30 protein-coding genes and 1 tRNA gene are annotated in these 25,816 nt (G+C 68.8%); 23 read left to right on the top strand and 8 right to left on the bottom strand.

Annotated elements, in window-relative coordinates; genetic code table 11:
* Positions 1 to 5 precede the first annotated feature (5 nt).
* Positions 6 to 1,010, bottom strand: coding sequence for an o-succinylbenzoate synthase (locus ACFM35_RS00745; RefSeq protein ID WP_378837121.1), 1,005 nt, complete (start codon positions 1,008 to 1,010; stop codon positions 6 to 8).
* Between the two features lie 104 nt (positions 1,011 to 1,114).
* Here ACFM35_RS00745 and ACFM35_RS00750 point away from each other — a divergent pair, with 104 nt between their 5' ends.
* The 4 genes from ACFM35_RS00750 to ACFM35_RS00765 are packed head-to-tail and all read left to right on the top strand — an operon-like array spanning position 1,115 to position 5,010.
* Positions 1,115 to 1,909, top strand: a complete 795-nt coding sequence (locus ACFM35_RS00750) for an LLM class F420-dependent oxidoreductase (protein ID WP_378837123.1) — start codon at positions 1,115 to 1,117, stop codon at positions 1,907 to 1,909.
* A 3-nt stretch (positions 1,910 to 1,912) separates the two neighbouring features.
* Positions 1,913 to 2,812 carry a 1,4-dihydroxy-2-naphthoyl-CoA synthase gene (locus tag ACFM35_RS00755; RefSeq protein ID WP_378837126.1) on the top strand — a complete coding sequence of 300 codons (900 nt, stop codon included), beginning with the start codon at positions 1,913 to 1,915 and terminating at the stop codon, positions 2,810 to 2,812.
* A 22-nt stretch (positions 2,813 to 2,834) separates the two neighbouring features.
* Positions 2,835 to 3,992, top strand: a complete 1,158-nt coding sequence (locus ACFM35_RS00760; RefSeq protein ID WP_378837128.1) for an AMP-binding protein — start codon at positions 2,835 to 2,837, stop codon at positions 3,990 to 3,992.
* 37 nt (positions 3,993 to 4,029) lie between these two features.
* Positions 4,030 to 5,010, top strand: a complete 981-nt coding sequence (locus tag ACFM35_RS00765) for a 1,4-dihydroxy-2-naphthoate polyprenyltransferase (protein WP_378837131.1) — start codon at positions 4,030 to 4,032, stop codon at positions 5,008 to 5,010.
* Here ACFM35_RS00765 and ACFM35_RS00770 read toward each other — a convergent pair.
* A complete protein-coding gene (locus tag ACFM35_RS00770; RefSeq protein ID WP_378837134.1) occupies positions 4,974 to 5,306 on the bottom strand; it encodes a DUF4229 domain-containing protein in 333 nt (110 codons plus the stop codon). The genes ACFM35_RS00765 and ACFM35_RS00770 overlap by 37 nt on opposite strands.
* Before the next feature lie 90 nt (positions 5,307 to 5,396).
* On the opposite strand from ACFM35_RS00770, the gene ACFM35_RS00775 reads away from it, so the two are divergent.
* Genes ACFM35_RS00775 through ACFM35_RS00785 form a run of 3 tightly spaced genes read left to right on the top strand, consistent with a single transcriptional unit; the run spans position 5,397 to position 8,659 of the window.
* Positions 5,397 to 5,885 carry a PLDc N-terminal domain-containing protein gene (locus ACFM35_RS00775; RefSeq protein ID WP_378837136.1) on the top strand — a complete coding sequence of 163 codons (489 nt, stop codon included), beginning with the start codon at positions 5,397 to 5,399 and terminating at the stop codon, positions 5,883 to 5,885.
* Between the two features lie 3 nt (positions 5,886 to 5,888).
* Complete coding sequence (gene menD, locus ACFM35_RS00780; protein ID WP_378837139.1) at positions 5,889 to 7,736, top strand: 2-succinyl-5-enolpyruvyl-6-hydroxy-3-cyclohexene-1-carboxylic-acid synthase; 1,848 nt, start codon at positions 5,889 to 5,891, stop codon at positions 7,734 to 7,736.
* A 59-nt stretch (positions 7,737 to 7,795) separates the two neighbouring features.
* Positions 7,796 to 8,659: a PPK2 family polyphosphate kinase gene (locus ACFM35_RS00785; protein ID WP_378837141.1), complete on the top strand. Its 864-nt coding sequence runs from the start codon at positions 7,796 to 7,798 to the stop codon at positions 8,657 to 8,659.
* 10 nt (positions 8,660 to 8,669) lie between these two features.
* On the opposite strand, the gene ACFM35_RS00790 is transcribed toward ACFM35_RS00785, so the two are convergent.
* On the bottom strand, positions 8,670 to 10,016 hold the full coding sequence (locus ACFM35_RS00790; RefSeq protein WP_378837143.1) for an isochorismate synthase: 1,347 nt from the start codon (positions 10,014 to 10,016) through the stop codon (positions 8,670 to 8,672).
* 22 nt (positions 10,017 to 10,038) lie between these two features.
* Here ACFM35_RS00790 and ACFM35_RS00795 point away from each other — a divergent pair, with 22 nt between their 5' ends.
* The 6 genes from ACFM35_RS00795 to ACFM35_RS00820 all read left to right on the top strand — a co-directional run bounded on the left by ACFM35_RS00795 (position 10,039) and on the right by ACFM35_RS00820 (position 15,407).
* Positions 10,039 to 10,581, top strand: coding sequence for a DUF402 domain-containing protein (locus tag ACFM35_RS00795; RefSeq protein WP_378837145.1), 543 nt, complete (start codon positions 10,039 to 10,041; stop codon positions 10,579 to 10,581).
* Positions 10,582 to 10,618: 37 nt separating this feature from the next.
* Positions 10,619 to 11,356 (top strand): class I SAM-dependent methyltransferase, encoded by a 738-nt coding sequence (locus ACFM35_RS00800; RefSeq protein ID WP_378837148.1) that lies wholly within the window; start codon positions 10,619 to 10,621, stop codon positions 11,354 to 11,356.
* Between the two features lie 83 nt (positions 11,357 to 11,439).
* Entirely contained in the window at positions 11,440 to 12,513 is a 1,074-nt protein-coding gene (locus ACFM35_RS00805) for a polyprenyl synthetase family protein (protein ID WP_378837150.1), read from the top strand.
* Positions 12,514 to 12,580: 67 nt separating this feature from the next.
* Positions 12,581 to 13,954, top strand: coding sequence for an FAD-dependent oxidoreductase (locus ACFM35_RS00810; protein ID WP_378837153.1), 1,374 nt, complete (start codon positions 12,581 to 12,583; stop codon positions 13,952 to 13,954).
* A gap of 65 nt (positions 13,955 to 14,019) precedes the next feature.
* Complete coding sequence (locus tag ACFM35_RS00815; RefSeq protein ID WP_378837155.1) at positions 14,020 to 15,045, top strand: alpha/beta hydrolase; 1,026 nt, start codon at positions 14,020 to 14,022, stop codon at positions 15,043 to 15,045.
* A 47-nt stretch (positions 15,046 to 15,092) separates the two neighbouring features.
* Entirely contained in the window at positions 15,093 to 15,407 is a 315-nt protein-coding gene (locus tag ACFM35_RS00820) for a hypothetical protein (protein WP_378837158.1), read from the top strand.
* Positions 15,408 to 15,719: 312 nt separating this feature from the next.
* Here ACFM35_RS00820 and ACFM35_RS00825 read toward each other — a convergent pair whose 3' ends face one another.
* The gene (locus tag ACFM35_RS00825) at positions 15,720 to 16,208 is read right to left on the bottom strand and encodes a YajQ family cyclic di-GMP-binding protein (protein ID WP_378837160.1); all 489 of its coding nucleotides are present in this window, start codon (positions 16,206 to 16,208) and stop codon (positions 15,720 to 15,722) included.
* A gap of 100 nt (positions 16,209 to 16,308) precedes the next feature.
* On the opposite strand from ACFM35_RS00825, the gene ACFM35_RS00830 reads away from it, so the two are divergent.
* From ACFM35_RS00830 to ACFM35_RS00840, 3 genes are all read left to right on the top strand, one after another.
* A complete protein-coding gene (locus ACFM35_RS00830; RefSeq protein ID WP_378837162.1) occupies positions 16,309 to 16,803 on the top strand; it encodes an FBP domain-containing protein in 495 nt (164 codons plus the stop codon).
* 42 nt (positions 16,804 to 16,845) lie between these two features.
* Positions 16,846 to 17,775, top strand: a complete 930-nt coding sequence (locus ACFM35_RS00835) for a PfkB family carbohydrate kinase (protein WP_378837165.1) — start codon at positions 16,846 to 16,848, stop codon at positions 17,773 to 17,775.
* Positions 17,776 to 17,853: 78 nt separating this feature from the next.
* Positions 17,854 to 17,935 (top strand) — tRNA-Tyr (locus ACFM35_RS00840).
* A 62-nt stretch (positions 17,936 to 17,997) separates the two neighbouring features.
* Here the strand turns inward: ACFM35_RS00840 and ACFM35_RS00845 are convergent.
* Together ACFM35_RS00845 and ACFM35_RS00850 are read right to left on the bottom strand one after the other, a co-directional pair.
* Complete coding sequence (locus ACFM35_RS00845) at positions 17,998 to 19,245, bottom strand: site-specific integrase (RefSeq protein WP_378837167.1); 1,248 nt, start codon at positions 19,243 to 19,245, stop codon at positions 17,998 to 18,000.
* 5 nt (positions 19,246 to 19,250) lie between these two features.
* The gene (locus ACFM35_RS00850) at positions 19,251 to 19,994 is read right to left on the bottom strand and encodes a hypothetical protein (RefSeq protein ID WP_378837169.1); all 744 of its coding nucleotides are present in this window, start codon (positions 19,992 to 19,994) and stop codon (positions 19,251 to 19,253) included.
* A 158-nt stretch (positions 19,995 to 20,152) separates the two neighbouring features.
* Between ACFM35_RS00850 and ACFM35_RS00855 the strand changes: the two genes are divergently transcribed.
* From ACFM35_RS00855 to ACFM35_RS00880, 7 genes are all read left to right on the top strand, one after another.
* Complete coding sequence (locus ACFM35_RS00855) at positions 20,153 to 20,359, top strand: helix-turn-helix domain-containing protein (RefSeq protein ID WP_378837172.1); 207 nt, start codon at positions 20,153 to 20,155, stop codon at positions 20,357 to 20,359.
* Between the two features lie 200 nt (positions 20,360 to 20,559).
* A complete protein-coding gene (locus ACFM35_RS00860) occupies positions 20,560 to 20,901 on the top strand; it encodes a hypothetical protein (protein ID WP_378837174.1) in 342 nt (113 codons plus the stop codon).
* Positions 20,898 to 22,028, top strand: coding sequence for an AAA family ATPase (locus ACFM35_RS00865; RefSeq protein ID WP_378837177.1), 1,131 nt, complete (start codon positions 20,898 to 20,900; stop codon positions 22,026 to 22,028). Before ACFM35_RS00860 ends, ACFM35_RS00865 begins: the two co-directional genes overlap by 4 nt.
* A 346-nt stretch (positions 22,029 to 22,374) precedes the next feature.
* Positions 22,375 to 22,620: a hypothetical protein gene (locus tag ACFM35_RS00870; RefSeq protein WP_378837179.1), complete on the top strand. Its 246-nt coding sequence runs from the start codon at positions 22,375 to 22,377 to the stop codon at positions 22,618 to 22,620.
* Positions 22,621 to 22,648: 28 nt separating this feature from the next.
* Positions 22,649 to 22,999: a WhiB family transcriptional regulator gene (locus ACFM35_RS15985; protein ID WP_489672258.1), complete on the top strand. Its 351-nt coding sequence runs from the start codon at positions 22,649 to 22,651 to the stop codon at positions 22,997 to 22,999.
* Positions 22,996 to 23,256 (top strand): hypothetical protein, encoded by a 261-nt coding sequence (locus ACFM35_RS00875; RefSeq protein ID WP_378837181.1) that lies wholly within the window; start codon positions 22,996 to 22,998, stop codon positions 23,254 to 23,256. Before ACFM35_RS15985 ends, ACFM35_RS00875 begins: the two co-directional genes overlap by 4 nt.
* 70 nt (positions 23,257 to 23,326) lie before the next feature.
* A complete protein-coding gene (locus tag ACFM35_RS00880; protein WP_378837183.1) occupies positions 23,327 to 23,986 on the top strand; it encodes a hypothetical protein in 660 nt (219 codons plus the stop codon).
* Between the two features lie 128 nt (positions 23,987 to 24,114).
* Here ACFM35_RS00880 and ACFM35_RS00885 read toward each other — a convergent pair whose 3' ends face one another.
* On the bottom strand, positions 24,115 to 24,606 hold the full coding sequence (locus tag ACFM35_RS00885) for a hypothetical protein (RefSeq protein WP_378837185.1): 492 nt from the start codon (positions 24,604 to 24,606) through the stop codon (positions 24,115 to 24,117).
* An 11-nt stretch (positions 24,607 to 24,617) separates the two neighbouring features.
* Entirely contained in the window at positions 24,618 to 25,523 is a 906-nt protein-coding gene (locus ACFM35_RS00890) for a hypothetical protein (protein ID WP_378837187.1), read from the bottom strand.
* Positions 25,524 to 25,816 lie beyond the last annotated feature (293 nt).

Raw genomic sequence — 25,816 nt, forward strand, 5'->3', positions numbered from 1 at the left:
CAGGCTCAGCCGCGGGCCAGCTCCGCGTGGCACCGACGGATCCGGTCGAGCCACCAGTCGCGCCGCTCAGCCGAGGCGCCGGCGGACTCCAGCAGAGCCGGGTCGGGGCGCACCCGACCGACGGCGATCACTCCCTGCCGCGGGATCAGCGGGGGCGACGCGACATCACTGGTGAACAGGGACGCGGTCGCCAGCCCGCAGTCGTAGTCGAGGGCAGGCAGTGCGGCCGCCAGGCTCGCCCCCATCGAGAGCCCGACCGATGTGTCGAGCGCACTCGAGACCACGGCCGGCAGGCCGGCTTCGGCGATGATCGCCAGGGCGCGGCGCACGCCGCCGAGCGGCTGAGCCTTGATCACGAGGATGTCGGCCGCGCCGGCGCGGGCGACTTCGAGCGGGTCGGACGCCTTTCGGACGCTCTCGTCCGCCGCGATCGGGATGCCCATGTACTTCACCCGGCGTCGCAGCTCGGCGAGCTCGTCGACGGTGGCGCACGGCTGCTCGACGTACTCGAGGTCGAATCCGGCCAGCGCATGGATCGCATGTTCGGCCTCGTCGACGTTCCACGCACCGTTGGCGTCGACGCGCACGCGCCCCTCGACGCCCATCACCTCGCGCACGGCGCGGACGCGGTCGACGTCGTCGCTGAGGCGCTGGCCGGGCTCCGCGACCTTGACCTTGGCGGTGCGGCATCCGTCGAAGCGCGCCAGGAGTGCGGGGACGGATGCCGCGGGCACGGCCGGCACCGTGGCGTTGACGGGGATCTCCGTCCGCAGCCCCGCGGGCTGCGCCCGCCATCCGAAGTCGACCGCCGCCGCGAGCCAGGCGGAGGCCTCAGCATCGGCGTATTCCACGAACGGGGAGAACTCGGTCCAGCCTTCGGGCCCCTCAAAGAGCACCGCTTCGCGCACCTCCACCCCGCGGAATCGCGTGACCAGCGGAAGCGCCACCACCCGCGCGGACTCGAGGAGGTCGTTCAGGGCGGGAAGGGGTGCGGGAGCGTCATCGGTCACGAGCCCATCTTCCCTCGGACGCGCCCCGTTTGGGGGTGCGCTCGCCGCCGAGCCGATGTCGGGGGAGGGCGCTGCGCGGCCCGGCCGGTCCTAGGCTGGGACCCATGCTTCTCGACACCCCCGTGCGCCTCGGCGTGCAGATCCAGCCCCAGCACGTCAGCTACACGGCGATTCGCGATGCCGTGTCCCGCCTCGAGGAGATGGGGGTGGACATCCTCTTCAACTGGGATCACTTCTTCCCCCTGTACGGCGACCCGGACGGACTCCACTTCGAGTCGTGGACCATGCTCGCCGCGTGGGCCGAGCAGACCGAGCGCGTCGAGTTCGGTGCGCTCGTCAACTGCAACAGCTACCGCAACCCCGATCTGCAGGCCGACATGGCCCGCACGATCGACCACATCAGCGCCCGCGGCGGCGAGGGTCGCTTCATCTTCGGCACCGGTTCGGGCTGGTTCGAGCGCGACTACGACGAGTACGGTTACGAGTTCGGCACCGCCGGTTCGCGGCTGAACGACCTTTCCGACGGGCTCGACCGCGTCACCGCACGGTGGGACGTGCTGAACCCGGCGCCCACCCGCCACATCCCCGTCATGATCGGCGGTTCCGGCGAGCAGAAGACGCTGCGGATCGTCGCCCGTCACGCCGACATCTGGCACAGCTTCGTCGGTCCCGATCAGGTTCCGCACAAGCTCGAGGTGATCGAGCGCTGGGCGGAGAAGGACGGGCACGACGCGTCCGGACTCATCGTCTCGAACGAGCTGAAAGACCGAGACGAGCAGTTCGCCGACGCGCTCTACGACGCGGGGACGCGGCTGTACACGATGGGCTTCGGTGGGCCCGACTGGGACTACGACCTGGTCAGCCGCTGGCTCGCCTGGCGCGACGCGAAGAACGCCTGAGCGGTGTCCGTCTCCGATCTGTTCGATGAGGGCGAGTGGATGCCGGCGCCCGGCGCGTCGGAGTACACCGACATCACCGCGCACGTCTCGAGAGACGGCCGGATCGCGCGCATCGCGTTCGATCGTCCCGAGGTCCGCAACGCCTTCCGCCCGCGCACGGTGGACGAGCTCTACCGGGCGCTGGAGGGTGCTCGCCAGAATCCGCGCATCGGCGTCGTGCTGCTCACCGGCAACGGTCCGAGCCCCAAGGACGGCGGGTGGGCCTTCTGCTCAGGCGGAGACCAGCGCATCCGCGGTCGTGACGGCTACAAGTACTCCGAGACCGACACGGTCACCGACCCGGCACGTGCCGGTCGGCTGCACATCCTGGAGGTGCAGCGACTGATCCGATTCATGCCGAAGGTGGTCATCGCGGTGGTGCCCGGGTGGGCCGCCGGAGGCGGGCACTCGCTGCACGTCGTCTGCGACCTCACCGTCGCCTCCCGCGAGCACGGCCGCTTCAAGCAGACCGATGCCGACGTCGGCTCCTTCGACGCCGGGTACGGTTCGGCCTACTTCGCCCGCCAGATCGGCCAGAAGAACGCCCGCGAGGTGTTCTTCCTCGCCGAGGAGTACTCGGCGCAGCGCGCCTTCGAGATGGGCGCGGTCAACCGGGTCGTGGCGCACGCCGACCTCGAGCGCGAAGCCATCGGGATGGCGCGCACCATCCTCACGAAGTCGCCCACCGCGATCCGCATGCTGAAGTTCGCGTTCAACGCGGTCGATGACGGACTCGTCGGTCAGCAGGTCTTCGCCGGCGAGGCGACGAGGCTGGCCTACGGCACGGACGAGGCGGTCGAGGGGCGCGACGCCTTCCTCGAGAAGCGCGAACCCGACTGGGCGCCCTATCCGTGGCAGTACTGACCGTGCGCACATCGGTCGGCTGATGAAGCTCGTCCCGGTCGCCGACGACGATCCGCGCACCGTGCTGCGCGCCGTGCGGCAGGCGCTGCACGGCGCGGGTCCCGCGCTCGGGCTGGGCATGCCGGGGTCGGCGCCCGTGGATGTGCCCGCCGGCACGGCGGCCGTGGTGACGACCTCCGGCTCGACGGGCGTGCCCAAGAGCGTCGTGCTGAGCCGTAACGCGCTCACCGCGAGCGTCTTGGCGACCGCCGACCGCATCGGAGACGGGGCGTGGCTGCTCGCGCTGCCCGCGAGCTACGTCGCCGGCCTGCAGGTGCTCGTCCGCGCCATCGTGGCAGGACGCGAGCCCGCGATCCTGAGCGGCGTGTTCAGTGCTCCGTCCTTCACGGCCGCTGCGCTGTCGATGGCATCCAGCGACGGCGGCGCGCCGGTGCCCACGTACACCTCGCTGGTCCCGGCCCAGGTGACCAGACTGCTGGATGCCGCGGCCGAAGACACCACGGTGCTGCGGGCGCTTCGCTCCTTCGAGGCGATCCTGGTCGGCGGGCAGGCGCTGCCGGCGGCGGTGCGCGAGCGTGCGGTCGATGCGGGTGTGCGCATCGTCCGCACCTACGGCTCGAGTGAGACCAGCGGCGGATGCGTGTACGACGGCGTGCCACTCAAGGGCGTGCGCCTCGCGGTCGTCGGTGGCGAGGTGCGGGTGGCCGGGCCGACGCTGGCGGACGGATACCTCGGTCGACCCGACCTGACCGAGAACGCCTTCGTCGTGGATGACGACGGAACGCGCTGGTACCGCACGGGGGACGACGGACTGCTCGAGGACGGTGTCCTGCGTGTCCGTGGACGGCTCGACAACGTGATCGTCTCGGGCGGCATCAACATCTCCCTCGATCGCGTGGAGCAGATCGTCCGTACGGTGGCGGGGCTCGGGAACGCGGTCGTGGTCGGCGTCGCCGACGAGCGCTGGGGCGAGGCATCCGTCGTCGTCGTCTCCCGCGAGGAGTTCGGCGCCCACGACGAGGACGCGGTGCTGAGCGCGGCTCGCACGGCCGTTGAGGCGACGGTCGGCGCGCACGCACGGCCGTCTCGCATCGTCCTCGTCGGCGCTCTGCCGACGCTCGCCTCCGGCAAACCCGATCGCGAAGCACTGCGCCTCGCCCTCCGCGCTCCGGGCGGCTGAGCGGACCGATGGTCCTGTCGCCGTAGGATGTCTCCTCGTGGCCGGATCCCCTCGCAAGAAGCGCACGCAGACCAAGCCGAAGAAGCAGCCCAGTCGCGGCAATCCTCAGCGGGCTCACGTGTCGCGCGACCCACGGCAGGTTCCGAAGGCGACGGCGCGGGACTGGATCGGGGCCGCGCGGCTGCGAACCCTGCCGCTGGCGATCACTCCCATTCTGATCGGCACCGGCGCCGCCCGTCTCGTGGACGGCCTGTTCCACTGGGTGCTGGCGCTGCTGTGCCTGGCCGTCGCGCTCAGCCTGCAGATCGGCGTGAATTACGCCAACGACTACAGCGACGGCATCCGCGGCACCGACGACTTCCGCGTCGGGCCGGCGCGACTGACCGCGTCGCGCAAGGCGAAGCCGCGCACCGTCCTCGTGGTCGCGCTCGCCTTCTTCGCGATCGCAGCGGTCGCGGGGCTCGCAGTCACGATCCGCACGCAGCAGTGGTGGTTCATCCCGATCGGGGCGATCTGCATCGTCGCGGCGTACTTCTACACCGGCGGCAAGCGCCCGTACGGGTATGCGGGGCTGGGCGAGCTGTTCGTCTTCGTCTTCTTCGGGCTGGTGGCGACCCTCGGCACGACGTGGGTTCAGGTGCAGTCACTCCCGCAGGAAGCGTGGTTCGGCGCCGTCGCTGCCGGCCTGCTGGCGTGTGCGGTGCTGCTCGTCAACAACCTCCGCGACATCGATCAGGACCGCGAGGCGGGCAAGCGCACCCTCACGGTGCGCATCGGCAAGCGCGCCACACAGGTCGTGTTCACGGCGTTCGTGCTGCTGCCGTTCGCGATCGCGATCTTCCTGGCGCTGTTCTATCCGATCGCGTGGCTGACCCTGCTGGTGCTGCTCGTGGCACTGCCCGCGATCCTCATCGTCTGGACGTACCGCGCGCCGCGCGAACTCGTCGTCGCCCTCGCACTCGCGTCGCTGACGTCCGTCGCCTACGGCTTCTTCGTCGCCTGGTCGTTCGTCGGCTGAGATACCGGGGATTCGGATGTCGCGACCCCGCGCGCGACGTCGTTCGCGGCATCCTCGACACTCTCGTCGTCGGCCACGGCACGCTCTGCGCGGCGACGGCGATCGATCGTCGCCGACACGTCGGCGAGCGGGCGCCGAAGGAACAGCAGCGAGATGCTCAGTCCGATGAGAGCGGCGAAGACGGCCGCCAGCCAGTAGAGCTCCTGGAACACCGGGAACAGCATGAGGACGCCGAACGGCACCAGGAACGCGAGCAGGCGCAGCACCGTGTAGGTCAGCATCGGGGGCAGCTTCACCGGTTCATTCTACGTCCGCGCCCGTGCGCGTCCTGTGCGAGCGCCCACAGTTGCGCCTCCACCGGACCGGGTGGTCGCAGCGCGCTTAGGATGGGGATCGTGACCCGCGTGCTGCTGATTCTCGCGCTGGTGCTGACCGCCTTCTGGGTCTACACCATCGTCGATTGTGCTGTGCAGCCTCCGAACAGGCACCGCGGCGTCAGCAAGCCGGTGTGGCTTCTCATCGTGGTGCTGATCCCCGTGCTGGGCGGCCTGTTGTGGCTCGCGGTCGGTCGCGTACGCGCGTCGACCCTGACCGCCCGTCGTGCGCCCGACGACGATCCGGAGTTCCTCGGGCGCCTCGGAACGGTCAGCGATCAGGACGAACGCATTCGCCGTCTCGAGGAAGAGCTGGCCATGCTCGACGCCGAAGACGACGACCCGAAGTGGGACATGCCCCCCGCAGGTGCCTCATCCGCCTCCGGGCCGGGGACGCCTGCCCCGCCCACGGCCGCTCCCGCCATCGAGCCTCCCGCTCGGGGTCCTGAGCTCCCCTCGGACGACGACGACGGCCGCGGCCAGCGCGGCGCCGTCGGCTGAGTCGTGTCGCTCGAGAAGGACCCGGCGCGCGGCGAGCCCGCCGTCGATGAACGGCGCCTGGTGTCGCCCGCCACGGACGCCGCCGCAGCCCTCCTGTGCGCACTCGTCGAGCTCGGGGTGCGGCACCTCGTCGTGAGTCCGGGTTCGCGCTCGCAGGCACTCGCCCTCGTCGCGGCCGAACTCGAGCGCCGTGGCGGCGTGCGCATGCACGTACGCATCGACGAACGCGTGGCCGGCTTCACCGGAGTGGGTCTGGGTCGCGAGTCCGGTATGCCGGCCGTGGTGATGTGCACCTCCGGTACCGCGGGGGCGAATCTTCTGCCGGCGGCACTCGAGGCGCATCACGCGGGGGTTCCGCTGATCATCCTCACTGCCGACCGCCCACCCGAGCTGCGCGGTGTCGGCGCGAATCAGACCACCCGCCAGCCGGGGATGTTCGCTCCGAACACCCGGTACGAGGCCGACCTCCCCGTGGCCGAAGAGACCGATCCGCTCGGCGACGGACCGCAGAGTGCCATGTTGCGCGTCGTGGCCCAGCAGGCGGTGGCCGCAGCGCTCGGCGAGGGCATGCGCTCGGCCGGCCCCGTCCACCTGAACGTCCCGTTCCGCGAGCCCCTCGCGGGGCAGTTCCCGGGCTGGATGGGTGTGCCCGAGACCGAGCTGGCCTCGACGTCCGAGCAGGACCCGGATGCCGCGCCTCTGCCCGACGCAGACACCGAGGCCGAGGCATCCGGCGCTCTGTATCAGGGCGGCGGCGGTATCGGCGAGGCCGATCTGCCCGGGGAAGCAGACGCGGCACCGCACATGCTGGCCCGCGGTGCGCGCACGGTCGTGATCGCAGGGTCGGACGCCGGCAGCGATGCGGAGGCGCTCGCGCACGCGGGCGGATGGCCGCTCATCGCCGAGGTCGTCAGCGGCGCGCGCTTCGGGCGCAACCTGGTGCACGGTTATCGGGCGTTGTTGCGCGACCCGCAGCTCGGCGGGCGGATCGAGCGGGCGGTCGTGCTCGGTCACCCGACGCTGAGCCGCGAGGTGACCGCCCTGCTGTCGGATGTCGAGGTGGAAGTCCTGGCGCTCCGTGGGCCCGGAGAACCCCTGAACCTCAACGGCGCGACGGTGCCGCTCGACACCGTCGCGGTGGAGCCGGGTGAAGCCGACCGCGAGTGGCTCGGCGCGTGGATGCGCGCTTCGCGCGACGCCGCGGTCGACGTCGCCCCGCCCGCGCCCGACGTCGAGGGTCTCGGCTCGGCCGACCCCCGCGCGCGGCTGGGAGCGATCGCCGGGGAGCTGGCGGCGATCCGGACGCCGCTCGATCGGGAGAACCTCGTCGACGCGGTGTGGCGCGCGACGTGGCCGCACGACCGACTCGTCTTCGGCTCGTCACGTCTCGTGCGCGTGGCCGATGCAGTCGTGGGGGGCAAAAAGGTGCCCGTGCACGCCAACCGGGGTCTTGCCGGCATTGACGGTACGGTCGCCACCGCACTCGGCGTCGCGATCGCGAGCCAGAGCAGCGGCGCACCGGGAGTGACCAGGCTGCTCATGGGCGATCTCGCCCTGCTGCACGACGTCGGATCGCTGCTGCTGCCACCGGGTGAGCCCGAGCCGCGCATCCAGGTCATCATCGGCAACGACGGCGGCGGGACGATCTTCGACACGCTCGAGGTGGCGGGAGTCGCCGATCCCGCCGCGATGGACCGCGTGCTCTACACCCCCCACACGACCCGGCTCGAGCAACTGGCGCTGGCGTACGGCTGGGAGTATCTGCGCGTGACCACCCGCACCGCGCTCGACCAGGCGCTGGTCGCCCCCGTAGGCGGTCGTCAGCTGATCGAAGTGCCGCTTCCGCGCTGACGCCGATGAGGTCGCCCGGCGTCCTCGCGCGTGACGCCGCCGCGCGCCAGAATGGGCAGATGACCTCGAAGAGCCAGACCCGCGGGGGCGCCGACACCCTCGACCTCCTGCGCGCAGGCCCCGGATTCGTGCTGTCGGGTCTGGATCCCGAGTCCACCCCCGGGCACTCCGGGTCGAAGTCGACCGGTGCCGAAGATCTGAAGGCGGGACTCGCGCAGCTCGACGAGTATCAGGAGCGCCTGTTCGCGCAGAGCAGGACGGGCGCGTCGGATGCCTCGATCCTGCTCGTGCTGCAGGCGATGGACTCCGCCGGCAAGGGCGGCATCGTGCGGCACGTGATCGGCGCGGTCGACCCTCAGGGAGTCTTGCTCACGGCGTTCAAGAAGCCCACCCCCGAAGAGCTCTCCCACGACTTCCTCTGGCGCGTGCGCTCCCGAGTTCCGACGCCCGGACTCATCGGCGTCTTCGACCGCTCGCACTACGAGGACGTGCTGGTCGGCAAGGTGCGCTCGCTCGCGTCCGACGAGGAGATCGAGCGTCGCTATGGCGCGATCAACGAGTTCGAAGCGGGACTCGTCGCCTCCGGGGCGCGTGTCGTCAAGGTGATGCTGCACATCTCCTACGACGAGCAGCGGGATCGACTCGCCGAACGGCTCGACCGCCCCGACAAGCACTGGAAGTACAACCCGGGCGACGTCGACGAACGCGCTCTGTGGCCCCACTACATGGATGCCTACCAGACGGTGTTCGAGCGCACCTCGACCGACGTCGCGCCCTGGTACGTCGTCCCCGCCAACCGCAAGTGGTACGCCCGGCTCGCGGTGCAGAACCTCCTGCTCGAGACCCTCCGGGACATCGACCCGCAGTGGCCGACCGCGACGTTCGACGTCGAGGTCGAGAAGAAGCGCCTGGCCGCCACCTGAACCGGCGGTATCAGGCCAACGCGTCCACGATGGGTCGGAACTTGACGCGCGTCTCCATCAGCTCGGACTCCGGGTCGCTGCCCGCCACGATGCCCGCGCCCGCGTGCGCCACGACGGGCAGCGTGGCGGGCAGAGAAAAGGGTGTCGGGGAGCCGACGTCGGGGGCGCCGTCCGGGGACGCGTCGGTCGCGGCATCCGGCGCTCCGATCTGAGCGCAGCGCAGGGCGATCGCCCATTCCCCGTCGCCCGTGCCGTCCACCCAGCCCACCGGACCCGCGTAACGTCCGCGGTCGAACGGCTCGAGGCCGTCGATGACCGCCAGGGCAGCGGCGGTGGGGGTGCCCGCGACCGCGGCGGTGGGATGCAGTGCGCCGACGAGATCCAGAGCGGATGCCGCGCCCGAGAGCGTGCCCTCGACATCGGTCGCCAGGTGCCAGACGTTGGGAAGCTTCAGGGTGAACGGCTGCTCGCTCGCGGCGAGTGCCGACGTGTGCGACCTCAGCGAGCCGAGCACGCTGCGGACGGCGTAGAGGTGTTCGTCCTGGTCTTTCGCGCTGGTCGCCAGCGCCGCGGAAGCGAGCGTGTCGGCGTCCGCGTCGGCGCCGCGAGGAGTGGTACCGGCCAGGACGCGGGCCGTGACGGTCCCGCGCGACACGGTCACCAGTGTCTCGGGACTGGCGCCGATGAGGCCGTCCACGGCGAATGCCCAGCAGTCGGGATACCCCGTCGACAGTGCGCGGGCGAGTCGACGCAGGTCGGCGCCGGCGGGGACCGTGCCCCGCAGATCCCGGGCGAGCACCACCTTGCTCACTTCGCCCGCGGCGATCGCGTCGAGGGCCGCATGAACGGCCGCCTGATACGCCGCCGGGTCGAGGGAACCGGGACCGAGCGTCGCCGACCAGTACGCGCCCCACGGGGCCAGCCCGGTGGGCAGCTCGGGGTACGCGGCATCCGCTCGCCTGATGCGGGTGACCCACGAGCGTCCAGCCCGGCGTCCGACCAGCGCCGACGGCACGATGATCGTGGATGGCGCTGAGGAGCGGTCGTCGAACGCGATCGCACCGAAGCCGACCAGACCCGTACCGGGGACCCGCACGTCGTCATCCACCTCGGCGACGTCCGAGATCGCGCGCCAGCGGGCGGCGAGCCGAGCGATGCGGGCGAGGTCGGTGGCGCCGTCCTCCGAGAGGGTGAACACCGGCTCTCCGACACCGCTCAGCGCGACGATGCCGTCGCCACGGCGAAGCCAGGCGAGCGTTCCGGTCGGATCGGCGAAATCGAGGAGGTCGTCGACGTGGTCGATCTCGCGTGTCTCGGCACAGAGCCGCGGCACTTCTCGCCCTTCGGAATCCCGCACGTCTCCAGCCTAGACTTGCGCCGTGACACCCTCGCCGCCGCGTCCTGCATCCGGTACACCGTTGAACTTCCGGTGGCGGAAATGGGACGGGGGACCGCACTGGGAGCACGAGTGCATCTACCTCGGCAGCGACCGGTGGGGGGACTGGTTCGGCCAGCAGCCGGGGTGGCGCAGCGCTCGACCGGGGCGCGACGTCGCGGTGCAGCATCCGAACATCACGCTCCTTCCGCCGTCGGGGGAGTTCGTGTACACGCGCAACGCCGCGCCCAGCAGGACGGTCATCTACATCGACATCGCGTGGGACGCCCGCTGGCAGGACGGGGTGCCGACCGGCATCGACATGGACCTCGACGTCGTCGACCGCGTCGAACGCGGGATCTACATCGACGATCGCGACGAGTGGGAGGAGCATCGCGTCGCCTACGGGTACCCGCCGGAGATCGTGGCTCGACTCGAGCAGGTGGCCATCGATCTCGAGGAGCAGGTGACGCGTCGCGTGCCGCCGTTCGACGACGCGACCGCAGACTCGTGGTTCGTCAGGCTCGAGGCGCTCGCGCCGCAGTGAGGGCCGGGCGCACGCCGCCCCGGCCTACAATCGACGGATGCACTCCGACCGCCCGCACCGCGCCGATCTCGGCAAAGACCCCGCGCGCGTCAGCGGCATGTTCGACGAGGTCGCTGCGGGGTACGACCGTACGAATGCCGTGCTGAGCCTCGGCAACGACCGGCTGTGGCGCGTGGCCACGACGCGCGCCGTGGCTCCCCGCCCGGGTCAGCGCATCCTCGATCTCGCCGCCGGCACCGGTGCATCGAGCGTGGCGCTGGCGCGCAGCGGCGCAGACGTCGTCGCGGCGGACTTCTCGCCCGGAATGATCGCCGAGGGCCGCCGTCGTCACCACGACATCGCGAATCTCAGCTTCACCGAGGCGGACGCGACCGCGCTCCCCTTCGAGGACGGCGAGTTCGACACCGTGACGATGTCGTTCGGGCTGCGCAACGTGAATGACCCGAAGAAGGCCCTCCGTGAGCTGCGTCGCGTCACCCGGCTCGGCGGCCGCATCGTCGTCTGCGAGTTCTCGCACCCGCCGTCGCCCGTGTTCGAGGGGCTGTACCGCTTCTACAACGACCGGATCCTCCCCGTCGTGGCCAAGGCCGTCAGCTCGAACGCCGACGCGTACGACTACCTCAACGAGTCGATCCGGGACTGGCCCGACCAGCCCACCCTGTCGGCCTGGATGCGCGAGGCGGGGTGGACCGGGGTCGCCCATCGCGACCTCACGTTCGGGATCGTCGCGCTGCACCGCGGCACCAACCCCGGCACCGACCCCGCCGGGGAGTGACCCGACCGTGCGCACGCATCGCCCGCCGCGGGTGCCCCTGCCCGCGCGGCCGGTGATCAGGTGCGGGACGGTAGGCTGACAGCGTGACTCCGCGTCCTTCCGCGCCCAGCTCTGCCGCGCGCATCGCCTTCGCGGGCAAGCTGAGCCTGTCGGACCGCATCTTCACAGGCGTACGCTCCCGCAGGCTACTCGCGACCGTGGACGCCGGACTCGAGAAGGTCGACGCTCAGCTCGCCCTGGAGCTCAAGGTCGCCGACACGTTGGCCGATGCAACCAGCCGTTACCTCTACGAGGCGGGCGGGAAGCGCATCCGCCCGATGCTCGCGCTGCTCACGGCCGAACTCGGCGACGGCGCCACCCAGGCGGTCATCGAGGGGGCCACCGCCCTCGAGATGACGCACCTCGGCTCGCTGTACCACGACGACGTGATGGATGCGGCGGACAAGCGTCGCGGCGTGCCCAGTGCCCACTCGGTCTGGGGCAACAACATCGCGATCCTCACCGGCGACCTGCTGTTCTCGCGCGCCAGTCAGCTGATGGCACGCAACGGCGAGCGCGCCATCCAGCTCCAGGCCGATACGTTCGAGCGCCTCGTCCTCGGACAGATGCACGAGACGGTCGGCGCCCAGGACGACGACGACCCCGTCGAGTTCTACCTCGACGTCCTTTCCGACAAGACCGGATCGCTGATCGCCGCCGCCGCGCAGACAGGCGTGCTCTTCTCGAACGCGCCGCTCGAGTACGAGGCGCCGGTCGTGGTGTTCGGCGAGAAGGTGGGCGTCGCCTTCCAATTGCTCGATGACGTCATCGATCTCTCGGCCGACCCGGCCGAAACCGGCAAGGTGCCCGGCACCGACCTGCGCGCGGGCGTGCCGACGATGCCGTACCTGCTTCTCGCGCAGCGCCAAGACCAGGCGTCCGTCGCCCTGCGCATGCGCGTCGACGACGGCGTCTCACGCATCGCCGACGGGGCCGACCCGGCCATCCTCGATGACGCGCTCGCCGAGCTCCGCACCCATGAGGCGACCGACGCCACGGTCGCCCTCGCGCACACGTGGTCGCGCGAGGCCGTGCAGGCGCTGGCGCCGCTTCCGGACGGGCCCGTGCGGGAGGCGCTCACGCGCTTCGCCGAGGCCGTTTCCGACCGATCCAGCTGACACACCCCCGCGCGCGCCCCGGTCGCCTCGCACTCTGCGATCGTCGCGCCACGAAAGGACATCACCCATGACCAAACTCAGGTTGGCCATCGTCGGCGCCGGGCCGGCGGGCATCTACGCCGCCGACATCCTGCTGAAGGCGGAGCGCAAGTTCGACGTGTCGATCGACCTCTTCGAGCAGCTCCCCGCACCATACGGACTGGTGCGGTACGGCGTCGCGCCCGACCACCCGCGCATCAAGGGCATCATCACGGCTCTGCGCGAGGTGCTCGACCGCGGCGACATCCGCATCTTCGGCAACGTGCACTTCGGTACGGACATCACCCTGGACGACCTGAAGCAGCACTATCACGCCGTGATCTTCTCGACCGGCGCGATCCGCGACACCGACCTCGATATCCCCGGCATCGATGCCGTGGGCTCCTACGGCGCCGCCGACTTCGTGAGCTGGTTCGACGGGCACCCCGACGTGCCGCGCACGTGGCCGCTCGAGGCCGAGTCGGTCGCCGTGATCGGCAACGGCAACGTGGCCCTGGATGTCACGCGCATGCTCATCAAGCATCCGGAAGACCTCCTCCCCACGGAGATCCCCGACAACGTCCACGCCGGGCTCGTCGCGAGTCCCATCACCGACATCCACGTCTTCGGCCGCCGCGGACCCGCCCAGGTGAAGTTCACTCCTCTCGAACTGCGCGAGCTCGGCGAGCTGCGCGATGTGGACATGGTCGTCTACGACGAGGATTTCGACTACGACGACGCCTCACGCGCCGCGATCGCGAGCAACAAGCAGGTCATGGTGATCGACCGCGTGCTGCAGTCCTGGCGCAAGCGCGACTCGGTCAACAACGCCGGCGGCACGGCGTCGCGCCGCCTCCACCTGCATTTCTGGGCCAAGCCCGTCGAGGTGAAGAAGGACGATGAAGGACGCGTGACCTCGTTCGTCTACGAGCGCACCCGGCCCGACGCCGAGGGCGGCGTGACCGGCACCGGTGAGCTGCGCGAGGTCGCGATCCAGGCGATCTACCGTGCGGTCGGCTACTTCGGTTCGCCCCTGCAGGGTGTTCCCTTCGACAAGCGGCACGGTGTGATCCCCAACCACGAGGGTCAGGTACTGCACAAGGATTCCAACGAGCGAGTCCCGGGGATGTACGCCACCGGGTGGATCAAGCGCGGGCCCGTCGGCCTCATCGGGCACACGAAATCCGATGCCATGGAGACGGTACGGCACGTGATCAACGATCAGGCATCGTGGTGGCAGCCCGCCGACCCGTCGGAGGGGGCCGTCCCCGCCCTCCTCACCGAACGCGGCGTCGCCTGGACCGACCTCGACGGCTGGCATCGCCTCGACGAACACGAAGTGGCACTGGGCGAGCCGCACGGACGGGCGCGCATCAAGGTGGTCCCGCGCGACGAGATGGTCCAGGTCTCGCGCGGCGAGTGACGAGCCGGAGGCGGGCGGGGAGCGGCCGGCGGCGTGACCCGGGCGCGACCCAATAAAGTGTCGCCATGGCTGGTGAGTGGGTTGCCGACATCCTCGGAGCGCCGTTCGAGCAGCAGACGCTGCCCCTCGGAGAAGACTTCGAGGGCGAGGTCGTCGCCACGATCGTACGATCGCAGGCGCACCGGCACGTGCTGCACCATCAGCCGCTCGCCGATGTCGACGTCCTCTACGTGCACGGCTGGTCGGACTATTTCTTCCAACGCGAGTTCGCGACGTTCTGGACCGACCGCGGCGCGGACTTCTACGCGCTCGACTTGCGCAAGTACGGTCGGAGCCTGCGCCCCGGGCAGACGCCCGGCTACATCGCCGATCTGACGACCTACGACGAGGACATCTCCGCCGCCCTGGAGGCGATGAATCGTCCGCTCGCCGGGGAGCCCGCGAAGCGCCGGCTCGTGCTCGTGGGCCATTCCACGGGCGGCCTGATCCTGTCGCTGTGGGCGGCGCGGCATCCCAGGCTCATCTCAGCGGTGGTGCTGAACAGCCCGTGGCTCGAGTTCCAGCTGAGCGGGACGACCCGGGCGGCCGTGTCACCGCTGCTCTCGCTCGAAACGCGCCTGCGACCGATGGAGACGATCCCACAGGTGGATCTCGGCTACTACGCACGGGCGCAGCGTGAAGTGCGCAATGCGGAGGACCCGCTGGATGTGAACCTGGAGTGGCGCCCTGAGCAGTCGATGGCCGTGCACGCGGGCTGGCTCCACGCGGTGCTGGTGGGGCACGCACGCGTCGCATCGGGGCTTGCGATCGACGCCCCCGTCTGCGTCCTGCTGTCGGCGAAGTCGGCGATTCCCCGGCGCTGGTCGGAGGACCTGACCCGGTCGGACTCCGTGCTCGTCGTCGACGACATCGCGCGGGCCTCGCTCAAGCTCGCCTCGTCGGTGACGGTCGACCGGATCGCGGGAGCGCTCCACGATGTCTTCCTGTCGCGCGCGGACGTGCGCGACGAGGCCTACTACCGGCTGGAGCGCTGGGTGATCGGATGCCTCGCCACGCGCGCACCGGTCGCGCCGAGGCCGCGCTTCCGTTGACGGGCGCATATGACCGGTGGTGCGGGCGTCGCGGTTAGGCTTCGGGCATGGAAGATCTCGACGAGGTGGCGCACCAGCTCGAGGTGATGACCGGCAGTCCGCTCGCTGACGCCGTCCGCGGGCGAGTGCGCGTCCTCGCGGTCTCGGAGCCCGCGAGGCGAGGTCGATTCCAGGAGTGCCGTCTCGAGCTCCTCGCCGAGGCGACCGGGGTTGTGCCGACGACCGTGCAGACCACCGCGGTCATCCAGCGCCGGTACTGGCCGGAGACGGACATGATTCTCCCCGCGCGCATCTCCCGATCCCGCCCCCACGTGCTCGAGGTCGACTGGGAGTATCTGGCGCGTCCACGCAGCTCGTCGTAGCACTCCGTGCGACGACGGTCCTCGCGCGCCGCCGAAGACGGCCGGGACGGATTCGTCGGCGGAAAGATCGGTTCCCTCACGCCACATTGCCGAGCGGGCCAGGCGTGAGGGAACCGGACATCTCAACCACTCAGACCTACTGGGGATAGATCAGTGAGCTCCGGCCACTGGGGAGGAACCGGGCCGACCGAGGTCGGGATCGTGTTGTCCTTGCTCACTCTATGGAACACCTGTTCCACACGTCCACTGATGTGGCGGTACCCGCGGTGATATATCGACCGCAGCCGGGTGAGCGCTTGCCGTCGGCAGCCGTCAACGGAAGTTGATGAACTGGAGATCGACGTCGAGGTCGGCTCCTTTGAGCAGCGCGATCGTCGACTGGAGGTCGTCGCGACTCTTGGACTGCACCCGCAGTTCGTCGCCCTGGATCTGCGACTTGACCGTCTTCGGTGCTTCGTCGCGGATGATCTTGCCGATCTTCTTCGCGTTCTCCTGCGAGATCCCGTCCTTCAGCGACGAGGCGATGCGGTACTCCTTGCCGCTCGCAGCCGGCTCACCCGACTCGAGGCTCTTCAGCGAGATCCCGCGCTTGATGAGCTTGCTCTGGAAGACGTCGAGTACTGCCTTGGCCCGCTCCTCCGTGTTCGCCTTGATCAGGATGTCGTCGCCGCTCCAGTCGATCGACGCGCCCGTGCCCTTGAAGTCGTAGCGCTGCTCGACCTCCTTGCGGGCCTGCTGGAGGGCGTTGTCGGCCTCCTGATGATCGACCTTGCTCACGATGTCGAAGGATGAATCAGCCATGGTGAGAGTTTAGTCCGGTGGTCTCGCGCCGGAGGAAGCAGCATCCGTCTTCGTAGACTTGTCGATGTCGCCCGCCCGCATCCCACCATGAGGAGAACCCATGCGCCCGCTGACCGAAGCCGACGTGCGTGCGTCGTTCTCCAATGTGACGGTGGACGAGCGGCGACTCGTGACTCCGCCGGCGGACTTCGTGCTCACGGACTGGGACCACTGCGACTTCCTCGCATGGCGTGATCCCCGCATCCGCGGGCGCGGTTACGTCGTCCTCGAGCTCGACGGTCGGATCGCGGGCGTCGCCCTCCGGGTCGCGGACGGCACCTCGCGGGCGAGGTCGGCGATGTGCAACCTGTGCCACACGATGCAACCGGCCGATCAGGTGGCGTTGTTCACCGCGAAGAAGGCCGGCCTCTCGGGGGAGCACGGCGACAGCGTCGGCACCTACATCTGCGCGGATCTCTCCTGTCACGAGAACGTGCGGCTCGCCGCGCCGCTGGCGCCGAGCGAAGTGCGGGCGAGCGTGGACCGCCGCATCGACGGGACGCACCGCCGCGTGGAGTCGTTCGTCCGTCGCATCCTGGACGAGGTCACGGCCTGACGCCAGTAATGTGCAGGCAGACAGGAAGCAAGGGAGCCCACCATGTCAGAGAACACTCCGCCGGCGCGTGTCGTCGTCATCGGCGACGCCCTGATCGACGAACTGCGCGATGACCACGGCGTCCGCGAGTTCGTCGGAGGGGCCGCCCTCAACGTTGCGGTGGGGATCAGCCGTCTCGGTGTGCCTGCAACCCTGATCGCAATGGTGGGTGATGACGAAGCGGGCGGGCGCATCCGCTCGTTCCTGTCGGATTTCGGCGTGGAGCTCATCGCGAGTGCCGCGCCGCACGGCTCCTCGCGCGCGGTCAGTGTGCGCAGCGGAGCCGGCGAGCCGGAGTACGAGTTCAACCAGGCCGCGCAGGAGCGACGCATCCGGTTCGGAGCGCGTGAGCGGGAGGCGATCGCGGATGCTCCGACCGTTGTGGTCAGCTGCTTCCCGTTCGACGACATCGCCCAGACCCTCCAACTCGCCGACGCCGTCAGCGGAGCGCAGTCGCTCGCGATCGACCCGAACCCCCGCTCGGGCATGATGAGCGACCGCGCGGAGTTCGTGCGCGGTTTCGAGTCGCTCGCCGCGTCCGCCACCCTCGTGAAAGTGGGCGACGACGATGCCTCCCTCCTCTACGGCGAGCCTCTGCACGCGCTGCGAGCTCGGTTGATCGACCTGGGGGTGGACGTCGTCCTCGCCACCGAAGGCGCCGCCGGGGCGACTCTCGAAGCGGGCGAGATCGTTGTGACACGTCCTGTGTCGGACCTCCCGCGGCGCATCATCGACACCATGGGCGCGGGAGATGCCGTCCTCGCCGCCGCCGTGGTCTCCCTCGTGCAGGATGCGCCGGCGAACGATGACGGATGGGGTGCGCTTCTGGAGCGGGCGATGGATGTCGCCGCGGCGACGTGCCGGTTCGAAGGAGCGCTCCTGCGCCTGCCGTCCGCCTTGGCGGGGGACGACCTCGATCGCCTGGGCACGTGATTTCTCCTGCGGGCCCATCGTTGGGTAGCATTGTGGATCGCGCCTCCGGTCGTCTGCACAAGTCGGACGGAGCGCCCTGGCGAGTTACCCAAGCGGCCAAAGGGATCTGATTGTAACTCAGCTGTCATCGACTTCGGGGGTTCGAATCCCTCACTCGCCACAACCGCGTAATCACGCGTATTTGGGCCCTCTCGGTCCCCGGTCATCCGGCCCGTGAGGGCCTTATTTCGTTCCTGCGGGCACAGTTGCGGGCACATTGGTGCGCGCGAGCGGCGGCAGGAGCGCCAATCCGCCATTCACAGCGGTGCGGGCGCGGTCGCCCACGAGGTGCGCGTACGTGTCGCGGGTGATCTGCGAGTTGGCGTGCCCCATGACCTTGGACACCACGCCCATGTCCTCGCCCGCTGAGAGCATGAGGGACGCGAACAGGTGGCGCAGATCGTGCAGCCGCTGGTGGCGGAGCCCTGCCTGCGTGATCATGTCCTTGAACACCCGCGAGGGGTATTCCGGCCTCAGGTCTCGGCCGTCCTCCATCGTGAACACCCGGTCGGAATCGTGCGCGATCCCCACCAAGGCCGCCGCATCCTTCTCCTCGGCCTGACGTAGCTGCCAAGCCAGGAGCGAGCCCACGGCGCGGTCAGTGAGTGGCACCACGCGGCCCTGCCCGGCCTTGGACTTGGCCGTCTTCTCTACGACCACTCGGTTAGCCCTTACGAGCTGCGTGGTGACCACCAGATGAGGGGTGTCACCGTCCAGATGCACGTCCCGCCACCGCAGTCCGACCACCTCACCTCGCCGCATCCCCGTCATGACGTCTAGCTCGAACAGAGCGCCAAGGCGGTGGGCAGTTGCTATGTCGAGGAATCGGCCTGCCTCGTCGGGCTCCCAGGGCGCAACGGGTGCTTTCTTCTCCCTCGGCAGCTTGACCGAGGTGGCGGGATTGACCTCGATGAGATCCATCTGGACCGCCGCGGTGAAGCTACTGCGCAACATCGCGTGCGCCATCCTGATCGCACTGGGACCGCGGCCGTCCGAGACCATGCCGTCTACCCACTGCACGACGTGCGCTCTGCGTATCTTGTCGAGGGTCATGTGGCCTAGGACAGGCACTGCATAGTCCCTCGCATACCGCCTGTACTCAGCCAGCGTGGTTGAGGCCAGCTCGCCGCTGCGCTCCGTCCGGTCTAGCCAGTCGTCCAGGTGGGTCCGCAACGTGGGCACGTCAAACCGCAGCGCCCCCCGCCTTAGCTTGCGGGTCACCTCGTCACGGGCCGCCTCAGCCTCGCCTCGGGTAGCAAACCCCGAGCGCTTCACCGTGCGCCGCGCTCCCGTCGCCGGGTCGCTACCCGCGCTGACTCTGAACTCCCAGACCCCGTGACGCGAGCCGCCCAGCTTAAGGCAGCTTGAACCGCGGGCTTTCCCATCCTCATCACGGCAGTAACAACGCCTGCCGATACCATCACGCGCCATTGCCCTCACCGTCCTCTCTCTGATCCATCACCATCTCGATCTCCTTTCTCTGTTGCGGACGCGACCCCAGCCGCTCCCGTGGTCTTTGGTTGGGCAGGCTCATTGCGGTCTCCGCGCCAGGCCCAGACCCTCGCTGGAAGATCCGTCGTGGCGAGCGCATCGACTGCTGCCCACACCTGGGGTGTCGCGTTGGTGGCGATGTCGGCTCTACTCAGCCGTGCAGGGGTAGCGCTGCCGAGCATCAGGGCGTGCGCTGCGTCGTCGTCGCCCGCGTCCCGGAGACGTTCGGCCTCAAGAATTCGACTGTGCGCGGCATCGTCGCTCTCTGCGGCCAAGAGCTGTTCGGCCGTGCCCCGCAGCGCCTCGGCCTGGAATGCCTCCACGCGCTCGCGCAAGGCATCCGAGGCCTCGATGCGGTGGCGCACGATGTCGATGGTGTTGGTGTAGCGCATCCACGCAGCCCGCACTTCCGCCAGCGCCTCCCCGGCATCCTGGAGCCGAGCCCACCCGTCGATCTCTGGAGAGGGACGGGTGAGAGCGTCCGCCAACTCGGAAGGCCCTACCGACTGGGTGCCGATCTGCACAGCGTCGTCGCTGGCGATCAGCTCAGACACCGTGCAGCCCAGAACGAGAGCCGCCGCCATCAGCTCGTCGGATGTCAGCACACGGTCGCCCCGCTGGACCTTGTACACCTCCTGGCGTTGCCAGCCTTTGCCCATGCGCTGGGCCATCTCTGTTGCAAACGACACGACAGATAGCCCCCGCTTATCGAGCTGCGCCCGCAGATTCGCACCGATTACTCCAGCGAGTGTGTGCTTTGGGCTACCAGCGGTTGCTCTCGTCATACTGGTGACCCTACGGTCTAGCCCAGGACAGCGCAAGCTCCCAGAGGCAACGAGAGGAAGACATGAACGAGGCAGATACCGCGGACCGCACGACCGCCGCTACCGCACCGCTCACCATGACGGTGGAGGAGACCGCCCAGATGCTCGGGCAGGGCCTGCGCCAGACCTATGCGGCCGTGCGGCGCGGCGACATCCCGGCAATCAAGATCGGCGCGCGGTGGTTCGTCAAGCGGCCAGAGCTGCTGCGGCTATTCGGCCGGGAGGAGTGAACGCTCCCGCCTGCGCCCGCACCGGGCCCGCACTGCTGAAGACCCGCGGAATTACGCGGGCCTGGGGCAGGGCACCTGACACCCGATCAGCTACCGCAGCGACTGAGGGCCGCCCCCGACAAGGCGGCCCCGCAATCACCACCACCTGGAAACCAACCACCCAAGGCCCGACCAAGGCTCCTAGAGGAACGGTTTCTCCGATGTCTATTCTACCTTCCGCCACGAGCGCGACCGAGGCTCCCTGGCCTCGATGGGCGGCGAACGATGAGGCGCGCGAGGCCTACCTGGAGGCGTTCTCCAATGGCTGGATCGCAGCTCTGGAGTGGCTGAGCCCGCCCCGGCTGTCCAGCGGCATCGCATCCATGGCGGCCCTGCAAGCGCACGAGGGACGGGTGGCCCGTGAGGCATCCACTGAGCGTCTGCGTCGCCTGGATGCTGCCGAGGCTGCCGGACCGCAGGCATACGCCGAGGAGCGCGAACGCCAGGGACTGGTGCCCTACCGAACGCACGCCGCGCGTTCGACGTTCGGGCGTGCATCGTGAGCGCGGGTTACACGCCCGCCCTGTATGCCGACGTTGCCGGGCTGCTGACGGGGGATGCACCTGAACCACCACGCCCCACAATCGGCCGTCGCTCAGACGGATCTGGGCTGCTATACGCGGGAGCGGTCAACGTCATGTTCGGCCCGCCCGAGTCAGGCAAGACGCTCGCCGCATCCTGCATCGCCGCGGACGAGCTATTCCAGGGCCACAGCGTCCTCGTGCTCGATCTCGACCACAACGGGGCGCGCGCAACGATTGCCCGCCTGCGCACCCTGGGCGTGCAGGTTGAAACGCTGAGCGACCCTGCACGGTTCCGCTACGCCGCCCCCGAAGATTCCGACACGCTGCTGCGAGTGATCGGCGAGGCTCGCGTCTGGGTGCCTGGATTCGTCCTCCTGGACAGTGTGGGCGAGCTGCTGCCCATGTTCGGCGCGAACAGTAATGACGCGGACGACTTCACACGGGTGAACCGCCTCACCATGGCCGCCATGGCCAGCCACGGCGCTGCCGTCGTTGCGATTGACCACGAGGCCAAGGGCGCGGAGTCGAGGGGTTACGGCAGCTCGGGCACGGCAGCAAAGAAACGCGCCGTCGACGGAGTGATGTTGCGCGTCGCTGTACGCGAGCCGTTCGCGCCCGGCCGAGGAGGCAAGGCCGCACTGAGCATCGCCAAAGACAGACACGGCGGGCTGCGCGCGACCTCACCAGCGGGAGAGCGGGAGCCCCTCGCTGCCGTGTTCCAGCTCATCCAGAGCGGCGAGGCGCTGGACTGGCGATTCTGGGCAGCGTCCGGCGATACCGCAGACGGAGAGAGCCGCGACGACCCTCAGACCGCTGCGGATCTCATGGTGCTCCAGTCGCTGGATCCGGTGCCGACGAGCGTGCGTGATGCGCGTGAACAACTCAAGGCGCGGGGGTATCGCTGGTCCAACGATCGGCTAGCCGCAGCTATGCGTGAACTCAGAGCCGCGAGTGTTCCGCGTTCCGCCGGAACAGTCAGGAACGAGGAACGGACCGAGTGTTCCGCGTTCCCCACCCCTTATAGGGGGGAACAGGAACACGTCCCAGATTTGCCCCAGATCCCCACCCTCGACCTCAACGAATTTGCACAGGAGACAGCATTATGAACACCGAGCCCAAACTGACGTCCATGTCCCTCCAGGAGCTATTTGACTCCGTCCCGGATGAAGTAGTGCCCGAGAGGCCCCTCGGGCCGATGAAGGTCTACCGACGCCACAACTGCACTTCTCTGCACCGCTGCACCCGCACGTTCCTGGAGTGCGCCATTCGCCGGGTGGAGTGGGTGGACGGGGCCGGTGACTACGCCCTGATCGCTTGGTGCAGTGTGCCCACGATCACCCTGTGGTCCACGCCTGAGGCGGCACAGCCTTCCCTCCGCGAGATCGACGGTGGCGGCTGCGGTGGTCGTTGTGTCGGCCGTCACGAGATCGTCCGCATTGACCGAGGTGCACCATGACCTCGGGAGTCCCCACCGAACTCACCGAGTGGCTGTGGCGCTCCATCGTGGAACCGCTGCCGCGCGTCATCTATGACACTGCGGTGCCGGTGGACGCGGTTTGCTACATCCCCGCGCAGCACTGGGGGGACCAGCTCAGCCGCATCATCCGGCACCCCGATAGCCCTCTCAGCCCTGAAGATGAGGCCGACATCATCGCCGAGCTGCGCCGAGCTGACGAGGTGCACCGTGGCCCGCGGTAGGGCGGCATGGGCAGCGCTTGCCACCGCCATGGCTCACCATCGCCCGGCCTGCACCTCGCAGCTGCAGTTCACGGCGGACCGCGACGACCTCGCGGACGAGGAGCTGCCTGCGCTCGCCGCCATCTGCGGGGCGTGCCCGATCCTCGTCGAGTGCACGACCTACGCCACCGCTGCCAAGCCGTTAGCCGGGTACTGGGCAGGCCGGCACTACGAGATCCGCCGACGAGATGAAGCGGACATAGATGCGGCTAAAGCTGTAGCAGGGGTAGGAGACCCTAGAACGCCTGTTCAGGCATCCCGGGACCCCCAACCGAACCCGAGGCCGCAGAACGGCGCACAGTGTCGCCGGGCCACACAACCGATAGGAGCAAACGCATGACCATCGCCACACGCGACGAGGCGCTCGCCGCCCTCGCCGAAACCGCACCCGACAACCACGGCATAGCGCAAGAGGCGGGGCAGGTGGGAGCCCTCTACGAGGCGGGTATCGGCATCGGCTCGATCATCGCCAACTCCGATGCCCGCCGCCTGGCCGCGCTGCTCGCGTGGATCCAGCCTCTGGACGACGACGACCCGACCACGGGCGAGTACATCCGAGACCTCATCTACGCCCGGCTCCAGCAACTGGAGCACTGACCCCAACCTCCGCGGCGCATCTGCGTCGCGGTCAACCGGCCTACTGGCCTCGCACGAATGGACACACAGCATGACCAACACCACCACCCCTGGCGCTGCGTACGCCTCCTACATCTCGGCTCTGCGCGCCGCCGAGGTGTTCACCGACCCAGACCTGAACGCCGCCGCCATCGGCCGCCGCAAGGCCGAGATGATCCGGGCCGCCAAGGCCGCGTTCATCGCCGCGACGCCCGAGCTGCCCGCAGTCACGCAGACGCCCGCCAGCGTCCTGGCAGCGCTCGCACCGCAGACCGCGGACGACGTGGCCAAGTTCGCCCGAGAGCGCGAGAAGGTCGCCGCCCTCCGCGATGCCGGGCAGGGCCTGGAGGCCATCATGTCGGCAGCGGACGCCCGCCGCGTTGCCGCCATCCTCGATGATGCCGACGTGGTGGGGGCCACCGACCCCGCAGAGGCGGAGCGGATCCGGGAACTCTCGTTCGCTCGCCTGGTCGCGCTCGGAACGCCAGACGCCGTGACTGCCGAGGCCGAGGCCACTGCGCTCGCCAAGGCCGAGGCATGGCGCGCGGTCTTCGAGGAGGGGGTCTCTGGCGACGTGGGCGTGGCATCCCGCACCGCGGTCTACGGTGCCGACGAGGACGACTACAGCCGCGCCTTCAGCAACGACGGCCAGCCCTCCCTGAACTGGGCCAACGTCAACCGCATCGAGGCCCTCAACCCCGCCCAGGCTTAGTCGAACTGAAAGCCCCCGGCGCTGCCACAACAGCGCAGGGGGCTTTCGTGGGCGGGTTACAGCTCTCGCTCAGCTTGCTGGTGGCCGTGACATACCCCACGATGAACGCTCCGCTGGTGACAGGCGGGCTAGGCGGGGGTGGTGCCTTTCGTCTTGTATGGTCCAGCGACCTCCTGGACATTCTTACTGCCGCGCTCCCATGCAAAGGCGCTATTAATCAGCAATGCCGTAGCTAGCAACGTCACGAGCATCACCGGCACGGTGAACGCTAGAACGTAGCGAGGCCAAACTTCATCTGCCCACATCACGGAGATGGCGCAGAGCAATGAAGCGGTCACTAGAACGGCAAACCCACCAAACAGGACGAAGCGAATCGCAGCTCCGAATCGCTCAACGATACGGACGGTGTACCTTCCGCTCAGCGTGAGGACGGCCGTCCCGCTTAGTGACAGTCCGCTAACAATTCCGCCAATCGTCGCGACGTTTGTGAGCCCTGCCGCCAGCTCGACATTCTTCACGTAACCGAGCGGGTAGGAGAGTCCGACCCCACCTGCGAGGACGATCACAATGCATACGCCCAGTGCCCACCAAAGCGATGCGTCGCGCTTAGTTTCGGGCATACCTGGCTTCCTTAGTCATCGCTTGCACGAAGTCTGACGAGATCATCTTTGTCGATGACGAATGCCTCGATGATAGATCCGACCGCCGACAGAGGCGTGAAGGCCCTCGTTGCACCGGTCGCGATACGCACCTGCGTCTTGCGAGTGAGTCGGTGGTGCAGGAGATCAACCTCGGCCGCGGGGGTGTCCGCCTGGGCCACAGTCACCTGGGCCTTCTCGACTTGACCTTGGAGTGCACCGAAGTTGTCGTTGAACCACTGGAGCATGATCTCTTCGTCGCCGTGAGTACTCTTACCGCGCACGAGCGTTGCCTTGATCTCAATGCGGAGCGCGCCCGGAGCGCGGTTGGGGCCTCGAAACAGGGCTCGGACGCCACTGGCGTCATTCACAGCTGTGCCGAACTCTCCCGCATAGTTGACCGCTCGCAGGCCATGGGCGCTGGCCAGCCTCGCGAGCTGTGCCTGGTCAATTACCGGCCGCGCAAGCCAGGCGAAATCTGGATCGCTCATGTCGGCCGCGGTGGCGCGCGTGAGCCAGTCTGCGAAAGTGGCCGCCCGCGATGCAGACACGGACTCAGCCAGAACTCCGAACATGTTGGCGAACGGCAGGAACCAGACGAAGAGGTTGTCAACAGGTTCCCAATCGTCGCCGTCGAGCTGCATTGCCTTCTGAGCACCCGAACTCTTGTTCTCCTGGTTAGGCACGAAGTCTTTGCCGGACGCTAGAACGATTCCGTGAGTCACGTTTTGGTTCTGTCGAGGAACGGCCCTCGCGATATGCGAGACATCGAGCGCATCCGACCACTCGTGTGGTACATCGATGGGGTAGGCGGTGCCTGCGTGCTCGCGACCGTCGATTGTGTGGCGCGTGCGATTGCCCACAAACCTGCGCAGCACAGCGTCCCAGTCCTGATCCACGACACGGTTTCCCGTGCGGGCATCTACGAGCCGCCAGTATTGAACCGTCCTTGAGACGTGCGTTCTCCGCGCCATGATGAGTGAGTTCCCCCCTATAGAGCGGGTCCCCACCCGCGTTGGTGCGCGAGCCCCCGGCTCGCGATTTTGACGCTAGCAGCGGCTCGCCGCCCGTCATGTATTTGCGACACCCAGTGGTTAGGTTGATCAGCAAACCCGCGCGAGTGTTGACGTCGAGAGCACCAGAGCGGTGCGAGCCCTCATTCTGGGGGTTCGGCTGTGTCCGCACTGTGCCC

The sequence above is a fragment of the Microbacterium songi genome (genome assembly GCF_042747925.1).
Lineage (GTDB): Bacteria > Actinomycetota > Actinomycetes > Actinomycetales > Microbacteriaceae > Microbacterium.

What these genes read in the sequence shown, in the direction of transcription:
- ACFM35_RS00750 (WP_378837123.1), top strand. Translation starts at nt 1,115, where the DNA reads ATGCTTCTCGACACCCCCGTGCGCCTCGGCGTGCAGATCCAGCCCCAG.
- ACFM35_RS00760 (WP_378837128.1), top strand. Translation starts at nt 2,835, where the DNA reads ATGAAGCTCGTCCCGGTCGCCGACGACGATCCGCGCACCGTGCTGCGC.
- ACFM35_RS00775 (WP_378837136.1), top strand. Translation starts at nt 5,397, where the DNA reads ATGGGGATCGTGACCCGCGTGCTGCTGATTCTCGCGCTGGTGCTGACC.
- ACFM35_RS00785 (WP_378837141.1), top strand. Translation starts at nt 7,796, where the DNA reads ATGACCTCGAAGAGCCAGACCCGCGGGGGCGCCGACACCCTCGACCTC.
- ACFM35_RS00800 (WP_378837148.1), top strand. Translation starts at nt 10,619, where the DNA reads ATGCACTCCGACCGCCCGCACCGCGCCGATCTCGGCAAAGACCCCGCG.
- ACFM35_RS00810 (WP_378837153.1), top strand. Translation starts at nt 12,581, where the DNA reads ATGACCAAACTCAGGTTGGCCATCGTCGGCGCCGGGCCGGCGGGCATC.
- ACFM35_RS00815 (WP_378837155.1), top strand. Translation starts at nt 14,020, where the DNA reads ATGGCTGGTGAGTGGGTTGCCGACATCCTCGGAGCGCCGTTCGAGCAG.
- ACFM35_RS00820 (WP_378837158.1), top strand. Translation starts at nt 15,093, where the DNA reads ATGGAAGATCTCGACGAGGTGGCGCACCAGCTCGAGGTGATGACCGGC.
- ACFM35_RS00825 (WP_378837160.1), bottom strand. Translation starts at nt 16,208, where the DNA reads ATGGCTGATTCATCCTTCGACATCGTGAGCAAGGTCGATCATCAGGAG.
- ACFM35_RS00830 (WP_378837162.1), top strand. Translation starts at nt 16,309, where the DNA reads ATGCGCCCGCTGACCGAAGCCGACGTGCGTGCGTCGTTCTCCAATGTG.
- ACFM35_RS00835 (WP_378837165.1), top strand. Translation starts at nt 16,846, where the DNA reads ATGTCAGAGAACACTCCGCCGGCGCGTGTCGTCGTCATCGGCGACGCC.
- ACFM35_RS00845 (WP_378837167.1), bottom strand. Translation starts at nt 19,245, where the DNA reads ATGGCGCGTGATGGTATCGGCAGGCGTTGTTACTGCCGTGATGAGGAT.
- ACFM35_RS00855 (WP_378837172.1), top strand. Translation starts at nt 20,153, where the DNA reads ATGAACGAGGCAGATACCGCGGACCGCACGACCGCCGCTACCGCACCG.
- ACFM35_RS00860 (WP_378837174.1), top strand. Translation starts at nt 20,560, where the DNA reads ATGTCTATTCTACCTTCCGCCACGAGCGCGACCGAGGCTCCCTGGCCT.
- ACFM35_RS00870 (WP_378837179.1), top strand. Translation starts at nt 22,375, where the DNA reads ATGACCTCGGGAGTCCCCACCGAACTCACCGAGTGGCTGTGGCGCTCC.
- ACFM35_RS15985 (WP_489672258.1), top strand. Translation starts at nt 22,649, where the DNA reads ATGGCTCACCATCGCCCGGCCTGCACCTCGCAGCTGCAGTTCACGGCG.
- ACFM35_RS00875 (WP_378837181.1), top strand. Translation starts at nt 22,996, where the DNA reads ATGACCATCGCCACACGCGACGAGGCGCTCGCCGCCCTCGCCGAAACC.
- ACFM35_RS00880 (WP_378837183.1), top strand. Translation starts at nt 23,327, where the DNA reads ATGACCAACACCACCACCCCTGGCGCTGCGTACGCCTCCTACATCTCG.
- ACFM35_RS00885 (WP_378837185.1), bottom strand. Translation starts at nt 24,606, where the DNA reads ATGCCCGAAACTAAGCGCGACGCATCGCTTTGGTGGGCACTGGGCGTA.